Raw genomic sequence first — 17,262 nt, 5'->3', positions numbered from 1 at the left:
ACCCCATGAAGACTACATGGTAGATAGGCCGGGGGTGTAAGGGCAGCAATGCCTGCAGCCGACCGGTACTAATAGGTCGAGGTCTTGACCTAACTCGAAGTTCGAGATTCGAGATTCGAAGTTCGAACTAAGAAAAATATATACGACGCTTACTTAAAGCTGTTTAGTTTTCAGGGAACACCTTGTCACTGGTTGTCACTGGTTGTCACTGGTGGTTGTCACTGGGACGGTTCTGGTGACAGTATCAGAGTGACAGGAACATGAAAAATTGTCAGGAGAACCGTCCCCGTGACAGGGGATTGTGAGAAATGCATAGGATTTCTGGTGGCGATACCGGAGGGGGTACACCTGTTCCCATCCCGAACACAGCAGTTAAGCCCTCCAGGGCCGATGGTACTCGGGGCGCAAGCCCCTGGGAGAGTAGGTCGTCGCCAGAGTAATTTTATAAAACCCGCTGTCTTTTGATTAAGACGGCGGGTTTACTAATGTTGAGTCAAAGAATCGTTCATTATTACTTGGGGGTGTTGAGGTTGGCGTGGGTGTACTTGGTAATAGCAGGTGTTTGTGAGGTGATATGGGCCGTTGGCTTAAAATATACCCAAGGGTTTACTCGAGTTTATCCGAGTATGATCACATTAGTAGGAATGATAGTAAGCTTTTATTATTTATCCCTAGCCTTAAGGGACCTTCCAATTGGGACGGCTTACGCAGTATGGACAGGTATTGGCGCCCTGGGAACTGTCATAATTGGTATGGTATTTTTAGGGGAACCCAGGGAGTGGCTCAGATTATTTTTTGTAGCCATGATTATTGTAGGTATTATTGGTTTAAAAAGTACTTCGGGACACTAGATATAAAGGGATGATCAATAAAAGGGCTTCTGCCAGAAAATAACAGAGGCCCTTTTATTGATCAATATGATACTAATGTGATATCATATGTGTAATAATTTAAGTAAAAACAAGGAGGGTTCGTTATGAAGGAAAAGGATACCTTTAAACTAAACGGGTTTCTGGCAGTAACATTGATTATAGGTCTTCTAGTGGGAGCAATATTTAGTATTTTGGGAGCTAAGTATTCAATCGGAATTATATTAACCTTGGGCAGCTTCTTATTGGCAACTGGTTTGGTAGTGGTACAACCTAATGATTCAAAGGTTATCACTTTCTTCGGAACATACATGGGAAGCATAAGGCAGCCAGGTTTCTGGTTTACAATGCCATTAACAGCCCGACAGAAAATATCCTTAAAGGTAAGAAATTTTAACAGTGAGAAAATTAAAATTAACGATGCCACAGGAAATCCCATTGAAATTGCTGCAGTTATTGTTATAAGGGTTGTAGACTCTGCAAAGGCGGCTTTTGATGTGGACTCATATGACCGTTTTGTAGAAATACAAGCTGAGACAGCACTAAGACATATTGCATCTAAATATCCCTATGATGACTTTTCAAATGATACCTATTCATTAAGGGGCAATTCTGAGGAGATTGCTTTTGAGATAGCCCAAGAACTTCAGGCAAGGTTAGCTATCGCCGGTGTAGAGGTAATGGATACTAGACTTACCCATCTGGCCTATGCAATTGAGATTGCCAGTGCTATGCTGCAAAGGCAGCAAGCTGCTGCTATTCTATCTGCCCGTCAAATTATCGTCGAAGGGGCAGTGGGAATGGCCCAAATGGCCATTGAGAAGCTGCAGGGAGATGGGACAGTTGAATTAGATGAAGAGCGCAAGATTCAAATGATTAATAACCTTATGGTAGCCATTGTATCTGACCGGTCAGCCCAACCAGTGATTAATACCGGCACACTATATTAGGAGTTGGCTGATGGGCAAGAAGAAACAATTTCCCTTGAGGATTGAGCAAAGCCTATATGAGATCTTGGAGCGTTGGGCGGCTGATGAATTTAGAAGTGTAAACGGTCATATAGAGTATTTGTTAAGGGAAAGTGCAAGAAAGTCAGGGAAATTACCAACCAGTCAAAAAAATAAAGAAGAATGAAGAAGCAGGACTTTCAAGTCCTGCTTCTTTAATCGGGTCTTTTTATTTTAACTTCAACACGTCTGTTTTGTGCACGACCTTCCTCTGTAGCATTATCAGACACAGGTCTATATTCTCCATAACCAATGGCGCTGAATCTCTTAGGGTCTAGGCTATCATTTTGCAAAAGCAGTTTCATAAAATTTATTGCCCTTTTAGAACTAAGATCCCAATTTGATTCGAATTGATAATTGTTGATAGGTACGCTATCGGTATGCCCGGAAACGATAACTTCATATTGTGGATACTCATCAAGGATAGTTCCTATTACACTTACCTTTTCTCTACCCAAGGGCTTTACAATAGCGCTTCCCGAGTCAAACAGGGCAAATTCACGGATAGTAAGCAGCACATAATTCTCTGTAAGTCCGGTATTAAGCTCCTGGGATAGATTGTTGTCTTGAATATATTGGTCTAATTGCTTTTTTAATTGTTCTAGTTTAATTGTGTCATTTTGGTTCATTTCAATTGGTTCAGAAGGTTTATTCATGTCTAATATTAGTCCATCTCCCTTTTGAAAGGCAACGTTAAGGGATTCCTTCATTGCTTTAAATTTATCATTGTCTATGGTACTTGAAGCAAATAATACAATAAATAAAGCAAGGAGAAGTGTTAGCAGGTCGGCGTAAGGTATCAGCCATGTCTCATCAATATGCTCCTCATGGTGTTTGTTTTTTTTACTCATTGTTACTTACCTCTTGTTCACGTTGTGCCCATCTACGCTCATCTGAAGATAAGTAAACCATAAGATTTTGTTCTATTGCCCTTGGTGAAATACCAGATTGGAGGCTGGAGATCCCTTCCACGATAAGGTATTTATTCTCCATTTCATTGCTTGACAATCTTTTTAACTTATTTGCTATGGGGTGCCAGAGTACATAGCCAGAAAAAATACCTAATAAAGTTGCAATAAAGGCTGCTGCTATGGAGTGACCTAATTTCTCAATGTCTGAAAGATTGCCAAGGGCTGCGATAAGCCCAATAACGGCACCTAATACCCCCAAGGTGGGGGCGTATGTTCCTGCTTGAGTAAATATAAGGGCTCCCAATCTGTGACGCTCTTCTGTAGATTGAATTTCTTCAAGCAATACGTTTCGAACCATTTCGGGATCAGTTCCATCAATAACTAGTTGAACTCCATTTTTTAGGAATTCATCATTTAAATCATCTAGTTTATCTTCCAGGGAAAGAATACCTTCTCTGCGGGCAATAGTAGCCAGATTAACAAAGATTTGAATAAGTTCACGCTTAGGAATTAAAACTTGCTCTGTAAAAATAAATTTAAATAGGGAAGGGAGTTTTTTTAACTCATGCATTGGAAAGCCCATGAACAATGAAGCAGCAGTTCCTCCAAAGATAATTAAGTAAGCTGCGGGATTCCACAAAGCAGCTAAACTGGCTCCTTTTAGTACCAGACCTACAGTAATTATAGATATTCCTAGAATTAAACCAATAATAGTGGATTTTTCCAAAAGAATGCTCCTCCTTAAAGCTTAAGCGTCTTATGCAAGAAAAATGAAAAATGTCGAAATCAATTATAACATACAAGTGAAATCTTTTGACTATCCTATGGAGGACATCAAAGGAACCGTAGCTGAAAATCCTTTATGTGTTATTATTCGGCTTTTAATATAGACATCTAAATAGTTTGAGTATAATAAAACTCCCTCGAATTATTCTTTTAATATTAAAATTTCAATTATAACCAATAGTAAGGATATTTCCTGTCTGGTGATATATTTATTATGAGTGCAGAAATAACTGTAATAAAAATTGCACCAAGGGCTACTGGTGTAAAGATATAAATAAAGCTTTGTCCGGTATAAACCCCAATAAATGCTGTTGCACCTCCAGGAGGATGAAGTGATCTGGTTAAAGTCATTAACACAATGGCTAAAGATACAGCAAGGGCTATGGACCACCATTGTATACCCATAAAATAATATGTTACAACTCCAGCGGTTGCAGAAACCATATGACCTAGTATTATATTTCGGGGTTGGGACATTGGGGAATCCCAGGCTGAATATAATAGTATGGCTGTTGCACCAAGGGAAGGTACTAATAAAGGTAATGTGTAAAGGTTACTAAGAAAGACTATCAAGCCAATACTTAAAAACACTCCAAGGGAATTAAATATAACACCCCGAACATTAATGGGGGTGTATTGTGATTTTTCGCCTCTAAGCTTTATTAAGTAATCCACTAAGGTCCTAGTATATAATCTGGAACCTTTCTCCGCTAATTTTGCCTTTTCCAATTCAAAGCCTCCTAAGAAATAAAAGTTAATGAAAGCTTATATTTTATGTAATACTTAATTAAGGTTGATTTGCTAATATTATACAAACATAAAACTATTTTATAGGAAAGCCCAGCAGCGGGGTAGTAATTCTTATAAAATATTATAATTTTTATGAAATTATAGGGCATGATATTTTGAAGCAACACCATAAAAATGTGAGGTGAAATATTTGTTTCAAATAAAAGATAAAATTTACTGGGTAGGAATAAAGGATTGGGAACTAAGGAGATTTCACGGGGACGAATACTCAACTCACCGTGGCTCCACCTATAATTCATACTTGATTAAGGATCAGAAGATTGCACTGGTAGACACGGTCTGGACGCCATTCCATATGGAATATGTTGAAGAATTAGATAAGAAATATGGACTAAAAAATATAGAACTAATAGTTATTCAGCACTGTGAGCAGGATCACGCAGGTAGTTTAGCCTACCTAATGGACAAGATTCCGAACATACCAATTTATTGCACAAAAAAAGGCTCTGAAATGATTAGGAAACACTTCCATAAGGATTGGAATTTAATCCCTGTGAAAACCGGTGACAGTGTTGACCTTGGAGAAATGAAACTAATATTTATCGAAGCACCTATGCTGCATTGGCCAGATACCATGATGACTTATGTTCAAGGAGCCAATGTACTATTATCAAATGATCCATTCGGGCAACATTTTGCTTCGCCCCATTTCTATAATGATCAGGTTGACCAGGGTGAATTATATCAAGAAGCATTAAAATATTACGCTAATATAATTACTCCCTTTAATAAACTGGTTAAAGGGAAAATCAAGGAGCTTAAATCTCTGAACCTCCCCATAGACATTATTGCCCCTAGCCATGGAATTATTTGGCGTGATAATCCCATGCAGATCGTAGAAAAGTATGACCAGTGGGCAAGTAATTATCATGAAGGTTCTGTTGTTATCCTATATGATACCATGTGGGGGGCAACGAAAAGGATGGCCCTAGCCATAGCAAAGGGACTGGAGGAAGCAGGTATTCCAACTAGGGTCTTAAATATCGCTAAAAGTGATAAAAATGATCTTATCACCGAGGTATTTAAAGCCCAGGGTGTAATCATAGGTAGCTCAACAGTTAATAACGGTATTCTTTCCTCTGGGGCTGCAATATTAGAAATGATTAAAGGACTTAAGTTTAAAGGCAAGATAGGAGCTGCCTTTGGTTCCTATGGCTGGAGCGGTGAAGGAGTAAAAATTATAGAAGAGTGGATGAAAGAGTCAGGGATCAAGATAGTTCAAGATGGGAAAAGGGTTGCCTATGAGCCTACCGCCGACGAGATATTGGAGTGTGAAGAATTTGGCCGGGACTTTTCAATAAAATTAAACACTAACGAATAAGTCTGGGGGGTTCTTTTTGAACGAGCAAAAATGCTTAAACCTTTCAGCGGTTGTTGATATGGCGGCAAGTAACAGCGCAAAGGGAATGGCTTATTATAAGAGGATGGAAGAATTGGCAAAGGAGCAGTTGGCGGGAGAGATCTTTCACCGCCTGGCGGCGGAGGAGGAAGAGCATCGTAGGGCATTAATAAAGGTAGCTCAAGCTGAGGCTGAAAAGGGCCAGACTAGTCTAGATGAGGAAACCTACTGCTACCTATGTTCTTTGGGTGAGGGCCTTGTATTTCCACATCATGAGACTGTGGAATTTAATGCCTCAAGTCCTAGGGAGGCTCTTGAGCTTGGTATTCAAGCTAAAAAGGATGCAATGCTGCTATACCATGAACTGCAAAATAGATGTGTTTCTAAAGAAGCTAAAAATATATTAATGCACCTGCTGGAGGAGGAACAGAAGGATCTACTGGAACTCCGCCATTATATCCACGAACTATGCCCAAAGGGGTGTAATTATCCACCAAATAATGATAACAACAACTAATTTATTAAAGGAGGCTTTACAAATGGCAAAAAAATATGAATGTGTATGCGGCTACATTTATGATCCGGCAAAGGGGGAAGGGGATATACCTGCCGGCACATCCTTCGATGATCTGCCTGAGGACTGGGTCTGCCCGGAATGTGGTCTGGGCAAAGATGCCTTTACAGAGCTGGAATAACTGTCTAAAAAAATAAGCCCACTACAGGGCTTGTTTTTTTGCTATTGTTGAATAGTGATATGGATTGCTACAGCTAATAAAGAAGAAAATTAAAAGACAGTCTGTCTATACTAGAGGAAAAGTTTAACGCAACAAAAAAGTTATTTAATTCACAAAAGAGTTGTAAAAATAGTATTTAGATGATAGTATCTAATTAATCAACTATATGCATGGTGCACATATGATTAACAGTTAGTTCTTAACTGTCAGGAGGTGATAAGCAAACTAATAGTGACTGGAATTAAAGCATTACTTAAATAGGTATGAGTAATTGAACGGCTGGGGGTGTATGGAATGTATTTTCCGGTGGCGGGAATTGAAGTAGCTCCCTGGGTGCCATTTGTGGTTGGATTCCTGGTTGCTTTTTTTTGCAGTATGGGAGGTGTCTCGGGAGCCAATTTGTTATTACCCTTTCAGATGAGTTTTCTTGGGTTTACTACTCCTGCAGTTAGTGCGACCAATCATTTTTTTAACATTGTAGCAATACCAAGCGGAGTATATAGGTTCATAAAAGAGGGACGAATGGTTTGGCCTTTAACCTGGATGGTTATTGCTGGTACTATACCAGGGGTGTTTCTTGGAGTTTTTGCCAGAGTACAGTACTTACCAGATCCTAAAAACTTTAAATTCTTTGCAGGGTTAGTCCTGCTTTATATTGGCGGTATGATGGTTAAAGCCTTATTAAAGAAACCCGAACCAGGAAGTGATAAAAAATCTGCAGAACGTAGATTTCAAGAATTAGCCAATCAATTTCGTAAATCTAGTGAGGCTGCTCAGCAGTCAGGTAAGGAAGCTCTGCCAACCGCAGAGGTCAAAAAGTTTAGCATCAAAGAAATGGAATATACCTTTTATGGCGAGACCTACTCAGTCAACCCCATAATTATTTTCTCCTTATCAGCCTTAGTTGGCGTAATTGGCGGGATATATGGTATAGGTGGAGGAGCAATAATTGCCCCGGTTTTTGTAGCCATATTTAATTTGCCGGTATACACCATTGCAGGTGCCTGTTTAATGGGTACTTTTCTTACATCCCTAACGGCAGTCCTATTTTATCAAGTAATTGCTCCTTTTTACCCCCATCTAGCGGTGGCCCCTGATTGGATTTTAGGCCTGCTGTTTGGTTTTGGTGGAGCAGTGGGAATGTATCTAGGGGCTAGGGTACAGAAGTTTGTTCCTGCCACGATAATTAAATGGATACTTGCTATTGTACTTATATTTGCCGCCTCCAGGTATGTAATAGGTTTTTTTATGTAACAAATATGACTTAATAATACAAGGCTTAGCCCCTCGGGCTAAGCCTTGTATTATTATTATCCCAGCATCTTGGTTAAATCTTCTTCTGCATTACCACTAATCAATTGCAGGTTAAAGGTATTTTGCAGTACTTCCACAACACCAGGTGCTAAAAATTCCGGTGCCTTAGGTCCAACGTACATGTTCTTGACTCCCAGGCTAAAGAGACCTAGCAGGATGGCCACTGCCTTTTGCTCAAACCAGGATAGAACAATGCTTAAGGGTAAATCATTAACACTGCAGTTGAAGGCTTCAGCCAAGGCTAAGGCTATTTTAACTGCGGAACCGGAGTTGTTGCACTGACCTAGGTCAAGGAAACGGGGAATTCCAGTCCCCTCAATTACACCAAAGTCAATATCATTAAATCTAAATTTCCCGCAGGAAGTGGTGATGATGATACAGTCTTTGGGGATGGCCAGGGCTAACTCACGGAAGTAATCACGACCCTTAGTGGGGGAGTCACATCCGGCAATTACAAAGAATCTTCTGATTTTACCGGCTTTAACAGCTTCAATGATCTGTGGGGCCAAGGGTAGAACGTTCAAATGGTGGAAGCCGGTTGTAAAGGTTTTTACCTCTTCCGTTGAACCATTCAGCTTACCGACAATCTTTTTCCATAGCCCATCACCGGAAGCGGATGGCAGAGTCAAAGCTTTTTCTATTACTGGGGTAAAGTCTAGTCCCTCAATCTTTTGAACATCCTCTAGTCCTGTAATGCCAAAGGAGAACATGCGCTCAGCGTAGGTTGCATCCTTTCTTATGGGCATTACACAGTTGGTGGTAGCTAAAATTGCCCCAGGGAATGCTTCAAATACCTGCCTTTGGTCATACCATGCCTTACCTACGTTACCCTTAAGGTGTGAATACTTCTTGAGTTCTGGATAACCATGGGCGGGCAGCATCTCCGAGTGAGTGTAAATATTGATATTTTTACCTTCAGTTTGCTTTAGCAGTTCTTTAAGGGCCAGAAGGTCGTGTCCTGTAACGAGAATGCATTTACCTTCAACTTTGTCCGAGGTAACTGTAACCGGTGTAGGGATACCCAAATTTTCTACATGAGCTTTATCTAATAAATCCATCACCTTAACAGTTGCGGAACCTACCTTGAGAGCCATGCCTACGGTCTCTTGTAAGTTGAAGTTGGCATTGGTTAAGGTTGAGAATAGGGCTTCTTCCATAATTGAGTTAACTTCAGGGTCAGTATAACCTAACTCTCTGGCATGAAAGGCATAGGCTGCAACACCCTTTAGGCCAAAAATTATTGTATCCTGGAGGCTGGCAATATTTTCATTTTTGCCGCAAACACCAATTTTGGTGCAACCGCCTTTGGGGGTTTGTTCACACTGATAACAAAACATTTAAGTTCCTCCTTAATTTACACCGCACTGCGGTTTTGTTTTTCCTTGTGAATTAATAATAACTGATTTTCTAAAGAATAAATGTGACTTGACTCATGAGATTAATGTGATATTAGTCACAGTTCTTGCTTAGAAATCTTTTAAGGCTAAACTAAGCTGCGTGGAAATTTGATAAAGGAGGACAAGATTATAGCACCTGTTTATGGGGATAGAAAAAAGTGAGACTGTATTATAGGAAGTCGTTATAAAAAATGAGACAAGCTCCGTAGTTCACGGAGCTTGTCTCATTTTTATTCACCCTTGTGTTCGTTAGTAATGCCGTCAGCTTTTCTGGGACGGGGCGGGCGTGGACCAGGGTATTGATATAAATTACACATTACTCTACCATTATATAATTTACGCTTTTTATCTGCCTTCTTTCCATATAATTGCTCAAATTTTTCATAGGAAGTGATAACAAAAAAGGACCAAGTATCAAAGTTGTTAAAGGTCTCACCCATTTCCCGATATAATTTTTCAACCTCCGGTATTTCGCCAAGACGTTGGCCATAGGGGGGGTTAGTGATTATAAAACCATACTTTTGCTTGCTGCGCACCTTGGAAAGGGGTATTTTTTGAAAATGAATAGAGTTTTCAATACCTGCTTCTTTGGCGTGATAGCGGGCTAAGCTTAAAACATCTTCATCTATATCAGTACCATAAATTCTAAGTTTAGCATTGCGAATCTCAGATTCCAGGGCCTCCTTTCTGGCATTTTGCCAGAGGGTCTTGGGAATATTGGGCCAGGATTCTGAGGCAAAGGTTCTCCCTATTCCAGGGGCAATATTATGTCCGATAAGGGCGGCCTCAATGGGAATGGTTCCGGAACCACAACAGGGATCCAGCAATACCCTATCGGGATACCAGCGAGCAATGGAAAGCAACCCCGCGGCTAAGGTCTCCTTAAGTGGAGCTTGACTGGATAGTTTGCGGTATCCCCGTTTATGTAGCCCGACTCCGCTAGTATCCATTGTTAAAGTTACCCTATCCTTTAATAAGGCCACTTCAATAGTATATTTTGGGCCTGTTTCATCAAACCACTCTTTTTTATAGGCCTGCTTCATCTTTTCAACAATGGCCTTCTTAACTATAGCCTGGCAATCTGGCACACTGTGCAACTGGGACTTTATAGATTTACCTTCTACTGGGAAGTTAGCATCCTCTGGAAGCCAATCGGGCCATGGAAGTGCCTTAGTTTTTTGAAATAGCTCCTCGAAGGAAGTAGCATCAAACTCACCCATCTTAACAAGAACCCTATCAGCCGAGCGGAGCCATAAATTTGTGCGGCATATGGCAGACTCGTCTGCGGAGAAATTTACTCTTCCGTTTTCAACAGTAAGCTCTTCATATCCCAGCTTTTTTACCTCATGGGCTACTACAGACTCCAAACCAAAGGTTGCAGTGGCGATTAACTCTATTTTAGACATTCAAAACTCCTTCAATTGTATGTTATTTCCGACGAACGTAAATTTACCATGTAATCTCTATAGATGCAATGTTATCAATGGAAATAAAGGATTTAAACTATTAAAAATATTATATCCTATAGTATTCAAAGTAATAGAAGAAAAATAGAAGAATTAGGAACCTATTTTAGTAAAATATTTAAATTTTTATATTGAATCTCGAATCCCATTAAAGCATAATTAAGTTAAGCCCACTGGTTGTCTAATTGGGTAACTAAAATTATAGGGGAGGAACTTAAATTATGTTCATGGTAACTATCGACAGAGATAAGTGTGACGGTTGCGGTGCATGTGCAGACGCTTGCCCCGCCGGTATTCTTGGTATGCTGGATGACGGTAAAGCAGATGTAACCGGTGAAGCGTATGACTGCATGGGTTGTGAAACCTGTACAGCTACTTGTCCTACAGAGGCTTATACCATTAGCGAAGTATAAGAAATAAAAACCGCTGGCTAATATGGCTGGCGGTTTTTATATTTACTGCATTCTTTAGACTTGAACATAGCTTATTCAGATTTAAAGAATGAGGTAAAATCATTATCGATTTTTGTAAGAAGACGGGCAAGGGTATGGAAAAATAAAAGAATAACTTAACCTGTTGCCATGGAATGGAGGCTATTGTCGGAATAAAATACTACAAATGTTAATATTTACCTGTTATAATTTACCAAGACAAAACATATAAAGGGGTGCCTGGAAGTGGGAAAAAAGGTCACATTCTCTGAAGGAGCTGAATTATTAAGGGTGCCAATTAGTACAATTAGCAAATGGTTCAGTCAAGGATTTTTTAAAAGTGTAGAATTAGATAAGAAAGGTCCTAATGGCCCTGTATATTTATTGAAGGTTGAAGAGTTACTGGCAATTAAGGATGCTTTGGAAGCGGAAGCCAGGGGTGAAGAGTTGGCCAAGAAAGAGATTGCAGCCAGTAGTGAAAAGAAAAAGAATAATGCTCCCGATGGCGGAGGTAGAAGGAAGTTAAGCTTAATCAAATCCGCATCCAAACCTAAAGAGACTAACCACCTTGAACAACCGAGCCCGGGTAAGGAAATTGTGCTTAGGATACAGGAAGATACAGCAGCAGGATTAATTAATACATTACATCAATATCTTAATAATTTTGAAGAAAGATTTATTGAGCATATGGAACAGCAAGCTGACAAAAACATAGTAAAGTATAACACCATGGCTATTGAACATCTCGAGACTTTAAAAGACCTGTCTAATAAAATGGAAAAAGTGGTTGATGCACTGGTTACAACACCTCACCAGGTATCTAGCGATACATTAAAGATAGTTAATGAAATTAAGGATATGATGCCTGAAATTAATTATATTGGAGAGATGAACAAAGGGACTAATGAAAAATTAGAGGCTGTTAGCAAAAAGCTTGAAAAATTGGGCGAAGAGATAAAGGATACTAAATGGGCGGTCGTAAAAATGGCCCGGGAAAAAAATAAAGTAGGAAAAAAAGCTAAGGTGGTTGGTGCAAAATCCTTGTTGCCATCCTTTGGTGTAACCGGATGGGTAAGTGGGATAGGCAAATTTTTAAGAATTAGCAAATAAGTTATGGCTCACTGATTTTCGGTGAGCTTTTTTGTGTCCCATGATTGGACAAAACAGGCCGCCTAATAGTAGGAATATTGACAAAAATGCTTTGTTTAATAATGCACAATAGATTAGACAAATGGCAATCTGTCAAATGCAATGTTTAGGCTAATTAATTAGAATTAGACACTATTTGTACAAAAATTTTATAAAAACGACCAAATTTTTATCCAAATGACTAAATATGAAATTGCTTAATGTTTTAAAAAATAATAGTATACGAGATAGGGAGCTATATCCGCCAGGAGTAGACATTAGGTAGGATATGGCTCTCATACATAAAACCGGGAGGTAGACGCGGAACTATGTTGAAGAGAAAGTATCTTACCTTTGTGGCCTTGCTGCTCATTGCTGCAATGGCTCTGGCAGGATGCGGTGGTGGCGAAGAAAAGAAAGAAGCCCCCAAGGATGCTGCATCTGACGTTATCAAGATTGGTGTTTTTGAGCCCCTAACCGGAACTAACGCAGCCGGTGGAGAAATGACAGTTGAAGGTATTAAGCTAGCTAACCAATTATTCCCCGAGGTTCTTGGCAAAAAAGTTGAATTAATAATTGTAGACAACAAGAGTGAAAAGCAAGAAGCTGCCAATGCGGTTGAACGTTTAGTAAGCAAGGATAAAGTTGACATAATTATTGGTAGTTATGGCAGCTCCTTATCTATGGCCGGTGGTCCCATTGCCAAGGATGCAGGTGTTTCTGTAATTGGTTGTTCCCCAACTAACCCTGCAGTAACTTTAGGTAATGACTACTACTTCCGCGTTTGTTTTATTGACCCCTTTCAGGGAACTGTAATGGCTAACTATGCAGTTGAGAAACTTGGTGCTAAGACTGCCGCTATCATTCAAGATGTTCAGCAGGATTACTCCGTAGGCCTAAATAATTACTTTGAAAAATCCTTTAAGCAATTAACCGGCAATGACAACGCCATTGTGGCAAAGGTTAACTATAATACCGGGGATAAGGACTTCTCCTCCCAATTGACTTCTATTAAATCCAAAAACCCCGATGTTATTTTTGCTCCTGGTAACTTCCTGGAGTCAGGAATTCTGGTAGAAAAGGCTCGTGAACTTGGTATTACTGCTCCTATCCTTGGTGGTGATACATGGGAAGCAGAGGAATTCCTAAACCGTGTTAAGAATACCAAAGATATCTATTTCAGCACCCACTTTGATTCCGAAAATCCGGTTACCGAAATGTCAACCAAATTCATGGAAGAATACCAAAAGGCTTACCCTGACAAACAAGTTAATGCCTTTGGTGCCTTAGGTTTTGATACCTATATTCTGGCTTTGGATGCTATCACCAGAGCCGGCTCTACCGACCAACAGGCTATCCGTGATGCCATAGCCGCCACCCAAAACTTCCAGGGAGCCACCGGTATGATTACCTTGGATGCTAACGGTGACGCAACTAAGACTGCCATTATCAAGAAGGTTGTCGACGGTAAATTTGCCTATGAAGGTAAGGTTGAACCAAAATAGTAATTGACAACTAGGGTTACCAGACTCCCCTCCTGGCAACAGGGGGGGAGTCAATATTATGTTTGGAGACTTGGAAGGGGTTAAAAAATGAACGGCGAAATATTTTTGCAAAGTTTGGCCAACGGCATTTCCCTGGGTAGCCTGTATGCCTTGATCGCCATCGGCTACACCATGGTTTATGGTATCTTAAGACTAATTAATTTTGCTCACGCCGACCTCTTGATGGTGGCAGCCTATGTTGCCTTTTACGGAATTATCTTATTTACTTTACCCTGGTGGATGGCCTTTGTTATTGCCATTCTAGTTACCGCCCTTTTAGGAGTAAGTATTGAAAAGGTGGCCTACCGGCCCCTTCGGAATGCACCAAGGATATCTGTCCTCATATCTGCCATTGGTGTTTCTTTTCTGTTGGAAAACCTGGGTATTGTGGCCATCGGGGCCCGTCCTAAATCTTTTCCCCGGCCTGAGGAAGTGGTATGGAACATTACCATAGGGGATATTTCCTTTTTGTCTTTAACAGTAATTATTCCCGTAGTAACGATAATCTTTTTGGTTGCTGTTACATATATGGTTAACAAAACTAAGACAGGTATAGCCATGAGGGCTGTTTCCAGGGATTTTGAGACAGCCAGTTTGATGGCCGTTGATGTTAATAGAGTTATTAGTACCACCTTTGCAGTTGGCTCGGGGCTTGCTGCTGTGGGTGGTATTATGTGGAGCCTGCAGTATCCCCAAATTGACCCGCTGATGGGTGTATTTCCTGGTCTAAAGTGTTTTATTGCCGCTGTTATGGGTGGCATTGGCAGTATACCGGGTGCTATGCTGGGCGGATTTATCCTGGGTATGGGTGAAGTTTTCCTTGTTGCCCTAATGCCGGAACTGTCAGGCTACCGGGATGCCTTTGCCTTCGTACTATTAATTTTTATCTTACTCTTTAAGCCCAGTGGGATTTTGGGCAAAAATGTCGTGGAGAAGGTGTAAGTGCATGGATAGCAGACAGAGAATAAAAAGTTTTTTAACTGTAGGATTGCTGGTCTTAAGCTGCATACTGCTTTATTTTGCCCAGGACAGCCTGAGCAGCTTTAATACAAGGATACTTAACCTGGCGGCTATTTTTATCATCCTTGGAGTTAGTATGAATTTAGTCCTTGGATTTACAGGTATGTTTTCTTTAGGGCATGCGGGCTTTATGTGTGTGGGGGCTTATGTATCGGCTATTTTAACCATGTCGCCGGAAAGTAAAGAAATGATTTACTTTATGGAGCCGATTATTCCTCCTTTGGCCAATATACACTGGCCTGTATTACCTGCCATCCTAATGTCTGGGGTTGTGGCGGCCTTTTTCGGGTTTATTATCGGTTTTCCCGCCCTTAGGTTAAGGGATGACTACTTAGCCATTGCTACCTTGGGCTTTGGGGAAATAATTAGGATTATTGTGACTAATACCATTAGTATCACCAATGGGTCATTAGGGCTAAAGAATATCCCCTCAATAAAAAGCCTGTGGCTGTACTGGGGCTTTGCCATTGTTACAATACTGGTTGTAAAACGGTTGATCAACAGCAGTTGGGGCTATGCCTTTAAGGCTATCAGGGATAATGAAATCGCTGCGGAGGCTATGGGTATCGACATCTTTAAACACAAGCTGATGTCCTTTACCATTGGGGCCTTTTTCGCTGGTATTGCCGGAGCCTTAATGGGTCATTTAATAACTTCCGTTGACCCAACCATGTTTAGATTTCTCTTCACATTCCAAATACTGCTAATTATTGTGCTTGGTGGGCTTGGTAGCCTGACGGGTTCGGTAATTGCAGCTGTTGGCGTAACGGTCATGATGGAGGTGCTTCGTTTTGTGGAGCAGCCTATGAATCTTTTAGGGCTGACCATACCGGGAATTCCCGGTATGAGAATGGTTATTTTCTCTCTATTGTTACTCTTTGTAATCCTCTACTATCGCCAAGGCCTAATGGGCACCAGGGAATTCAACTGGGATTGGATACTGGATAAAATAGGTGTAAAGCGTGGGCAGAGTAAGGGGGTAAAATTAGATGGCTAAGGTAAATATATCAAATATGCTGCAAACCGATAATATTACCATGCAATTTGGTGGTATAAGGGCGGTTTCCAACCTGTCTTTGAATATTAAGCCTAATCAAATTGTTGGATTAATCGGACCTAACGGTGCGGGTAAAACCACAGCCTTTAATATGATTACGGGGGTTTACAAGCCTACCACAGGTAAAATTACCTTTAATGACCATGATATTACCGGACTTAAGCCCAATAAAATTACTGAATTGGGAATAGCACGGACCTTTCAAAACATTCGTCTCTTTTCCAGTATGAGTGTTCTAGAAAATGTAATGCTGAGTAAGCATGTTCGTTTAAAGGCAACACCCTTCGAAGCAATATTAGGCTTACCTAGATATACTAGAACCAGAAAGAAACACTACGAGGAATGCATGGAGCTATTGGAGCAGGTACAACTGGCGGATTTGGCAGATGAGAAGGCCATCTCCTTACCATATGGTAAACAGCGTCGGCTGGAGATTGCACGGGCACTAGCAACTCAACCTGGAATGATTCTGTTGGACGAACCGGCAGCCGGTATGAATCCCCAGGAATCCCTTGAACTGATGGAATTCATAGCTAAAATCAGGGACGAGTTTAATCTTACTGTTTTGATGATTGAGCATCATATGGAGGTTGTTATGGGTATCTGTGAGCATATCCTTGTACTGGATCACGGAGAAACCCTGGCCCAAGGAACTCCAGAAGAAATCCAAAATAATCAGAAGGTAATTGAAGCTTATCTTGGGGCGGTGGATGAAAGTGCTTAAAATAGAGGATTTACATGTTTATTACGGTGGTATCCATGCATTGAAGGGTATTTCCTTGGAGGTTCCTGAGAATAAGGTAGTCACCCTGGTTGGTGCTAACGGTGCCGGCAAGAGTACCACCCTTCGGGCAGTTAGCGCCCTTGTTCAGCCTGCCAATGGTAAAATCAGCTTCAGGGGTGAGGATATAACAAAGACAAAAACTGCCGATATTGTTAAAAAAGGTATAACCTTAGTACCCGAAGGCCGGAGAATATTTGCTAATCTAACTGTTCTTGAAAACCTGAAAATGGGTGCCTATGCCAGGAATGATAAAGCTGGTATTAAAAAGGACATGGATGATATCTTCCAAATGTTTCCCCGTTTGAAGGAAAGGGAGTGGCAGGCGGCCGGGACCCTCTCGGGTGGCGAACAGCAAATGCTGGCAATAGGCAGGGCCTTGATGTCCAGACCATCCTTGTTGATGATGGATGAACCTTCCCTTGGTTTGGCACCTCTGATGGTCAAAGAAGTATTTAAAATCATCAAAGACATTCATGGTAAGGGTATGACTATCCTGTTGATCGAGCAAAATGCCACAGCGGCTCTGCAGGTTGCAGATTATGGATATGTTTTAGAAACAGGAAATATTGTGTTGCAGGGTTCTGGAAAGGAACTTGTTGCAAATGAAGATGTGAAAAATGCTTATCTAGGTAAAGCTCACTAATAATGGAAAAGGCGTCTGGGAA

The 17,262-nt window shown here is 40.7% G+C and carries 19 protein-coding genes and 2 rRNA genes; 16 read left to right on the top strand and 5 right to left on the bottom strand.

The window, feature by feature from the left end; translation table 11 throughout:
* From P6N53_RS17960 to P6N53_RS17940, 5 genes are all read left to right on the top strand, one after another.
* A 23S ribosomal RNA gene (locus P6N53_RS17960) occupies positions 1 to 92 on the top strand; the annotation flags it as partial.
* A 228-nt stretch (positions 93 to 320) separates the two neighbouring features.
* Positions 321 to 437: ribosomal RNA gene (rrf, locus tag P6N53_RS17955) — 5S ribosomal RNA — on the top strand.
* A 93-nt stretch (positions 438 to 530) separates the two neighbouring features.
* Positions 531 to 851 carry a quaternary ammonium compound efflux SMR transporter SugE gene (sugE, locus tag P6N53_RS17950; RefSeq protein WP_304545663.1) on the top strand — a complete coding sequence of 107 codons (321 nt, stop codon included), beginning with the start codon at positions 531 to 533 and terminating at the stop codon, positions 849 to 851.
* Positions 852 to 976: 125 nt separating this feature from the next.
* A complete protein-coding gene (locus P6N53_RS17945; RefSeq protein WP_304545661.1) occupies positions 977 to 1,819 on the top strand; it encodes an SPFH domain-containing protein in 843 nt (280 codons plus the stop codon).
* Between the two features lie 10 nt (positions 1,820 to 1,829).
* Positions 1,830 to 2,003, top strand: coding sequence for a type II toxin-antitoxin system antitoxin (locus P6N53_RS17940; RefSeq protein WP_304545659.1), 174 nt, complete (start codon positions 1,830 to 1,832; stop codon positions 2,001 to 2,003).
* Between the two features lie 28 nt (positions 2,004 to 2,031).
* Here the strand turns inward: P6N53_RS17940 and P6N53_RS17935 are convergent, their stop codons facing one another.
* From P6N53_RS17935 to P6N53_RS17925, 3 genes are all read right to left on the bottom strand, one after another.
* Positions 2,032 to 2,727 (bottom strand): flagellar motor protein MotB, encoded by a 696-nt coding sequence (locus P6N53_RS17935; protein ID WP_304545657.1) that lies wholly within the window; start codon positions 2,725 to 2,727, stop codon positions 2,032 to 2,034.
* Positions 2,720 to 3,514, bottom strand: a complete 795-nt coding sequence (gene motA / locus P6N53_RS17930; protein ID WP_304545655.1) for a flagellar motor stator protein MotA — start codon at positions 3,512 to 3,514, stop codon at positions 2,720 to 2,722. Before motA ends, P6N53_RS17935 begins: the two co-directional genes overlap by 8 nt.
* 227 nt (positions 3,515 to 3,741) lie before the next feature.
* Entirely contained in the window at positions 3,742 to 4,302 is a 561-nt protein-coding gene (locus P6N53_RS17925; protein WP_304545653.1) for an HPP family protein, read from the bottom strand.
* A 211-nt stretch (positions 4,303 to 4,513) separates the two neighbouring features.
* Between P6N53_RS17925 and P6N53_RS17920 the strand changes: the two genes are divergently transcribed.
* From P6N53_RS17920 to P6N53_RS17905, 4 genes are all read left to right on the top strand, one after another.
* A complete protein-coding gene (locus P6N53_RS17920) occupies positions 4,514 to 5,704 on the top strand; it encodes an anaerobic nitric oxide reductase flavorubredoxin (RefSeq protein ID WP_304545651.1) in 1,191 nt (396 codons plus the stop codon).
* Positions 5,705 to 5,720: 16 nt separating this feature from the next.
* Positions 5,721 to 6,239: a ferritin-like domain-containing protein gene (locus P6N53_RS17915; RefSeq protein ID WP_304545649.1), complete on the top strand. Its 519-nt coding sequence runs from the start codon at positions 5,721 to 5,723 to the stop codon at positions 6,237 to 6,239.
* A 22-nt stretch (positions 6,240 to 6,261) separates the two neighbouring features.
* Positions 6,262 to 6,417: a rubredoxin gene (locus P6N53_RS17910; RefSeq protein ID WP_304545646.1), complete on the top strand. Its 156-nt coding sequence runs from the start codon at positions 6,262 to 6,264 to the stop codon at positions 6,415 to 6,417.
* A 333-nt stretch (positions 6,418 to 6,750) separates the two neighbouring features.
* Entirely contained in the window at positions 6,751 to 7,710 is a 960-nt protein-coding gene (locus tag P6N53_RS17905) for a sulfite exporter TauE/SafE family protein (RefSeq protein ID WP_304545645.1), read from the top strand.
* A 56-nt stretch (positions 7,711 to 7,766) separates the two neighbouring features.
* Here P6N53_RS17905 and hcp read toward each other — a convergent pair whose 3' ends face one another.
* Together hcp and P6N53_RS17895 are read right to left on the bottom strand one after the other, a co-directional pair.
* Positions 7,767 to 9,107, bottom strand: a complete 1,341-nt coding sequence (gene hcp / locus P6N53_RS17900) for a hydroxylamine reductase (RefSeq protein ID WP_304545643.1) — start codon at positions 9,105 to 9,107, stop codon at positions 7,767 to 7,769.
* A gap of 290 nt (positions 9,108 to 9,397) precedes the next feature.
* Positions 9,398 to 10,573: a THUMP domain-containing class I SAM-dependent RNA methyltransferase gene (locus tag P6N53_RS17895; RefSeq protein WP_304545641.1), complete on the bottom strand. Its 1,176-nt coding sequence runs from the start codon at positions 10,571 to 10,573 to the stop codon at positions 9,398 to 9,400.
* A gap of 281 nt (positions 10,574 to 10,854) precedes the next feature.
* On the opposite strand from P6N53_RS17895, the gene P6N53_RS17890 reads away from it, so the two are divergent.
* The 7 genes from P6N53_RS17890 to P6N53_RS17860 all read left to right on the top strand — a co-directional run bounded on the left by P6N53_RS17890 (position 10,855) and on the right by P6N53_RS17860 (position 17,240).
* Positions 10,855 to 11,046 carry a 4Fe-4S dicluster domain-containing protein gene (locus P6N53_RS17890; RefSeq protein ID WP_304545639.1) on the top strand — a complete coding sequence of 64 codons (192 nt, stop codon included), beginning with the start codon at positions 10,855 to 10,857 and terminating at the stop codon, positions 11,044 to 11,046.
* 264 nt (positions 11,047 to 11,310) lie between these two features.
* The gene (locus P6N53_RS17885) at positions 11,311 to 12,174 is read left to right on the top strand and encodes a hypothetical protein (protein ID WP_304545637.1); all 864 of its coding nucleotides are present in this window, start codon (positions 11,311 to 11,313) and stop codon (positions 12,172 to 12,174) included.
* Positions 12,175 to 12,521: 347 nt separating this feature from the next.
* Complete coding sequence (locus P6N53_RS17880) at positions 12,522 to 13,697, top strand: ABC transporter substrate-binding protein (protein ID WP_304545635.1); 1,176 nt, start codon at positions 12,522 to 12,524, stop codon at positions 13,695 to 13,697.
* A gap of 87 nt (positions 13,698 to 13,784) precedes the next feature.
* A complete protein-coding gene (locus P6N53_RS17875) occupies positions 13,785 to 14,678 on the top strand; it encodes a branched-chain amino acid ABC transporter permease (RefSeq protein WP_304545633.1) in 894 nt (297 codons plus the stop codon).
* Between the two features lie 4 nt (positions 14,679 to 14,682).
* Positions 14,683 to 15,753, top strand: coding sequence for a branched-chain amino acid ABC transporter permease (locus P6N53_RS17870; RefSeq protein WP_304545631.1), 1,071 nt, complete (start codon positions 14,683 to 14,685; stop codon positions 15,751 to 15,753).
* The gene (locus tag P6N53_RS17865) at positions 15,746 to 16,537 is read left to right on the top strand and encodes an ABC transporter ATP-binding protein (protein WP_304545629.1); all 792 of its coding nucleotides are present in this window, start codon (positions 15,746 to 15,748) and stop codon (positions 16,535 to 16,537) included. The genes P6N53_RS17870 and P6N53_RS17865 overlap by 8 nt, the downstream gene beginning before the upstream one ends.
* Entirely contained in the window at positions 16,530 to 17,240 is a 711-nt protein-coding gene (locus tag P6N53_RS17860; protein WP_304545627.1) for an ABC transporter ATP-binding protein, read from the top strand. The genes P6N53_RS17865 and P6N53_RS17860 overlap by 8 nt, the downstream gene beginning before the upstream one ends.
* The last annotated feature ends 22 nt before the right edge of the window (positions 17,241 to 17,262 follow it).

The organism is Desulforamulus aquiferis (genome assembly GCF_030577015.1).
Lineage (GTDB): Bacteria > Bacillota > Desulfotomaculia > Desulfotomaculales > Desulfotomaculaceae > Desulfotomaculum > Desulfotomaculum aquiferis.
Note: the sequence above shows the minus strand (reverse complement) of the source record. Positions and strands in the feature narration are given on the sequence as shown.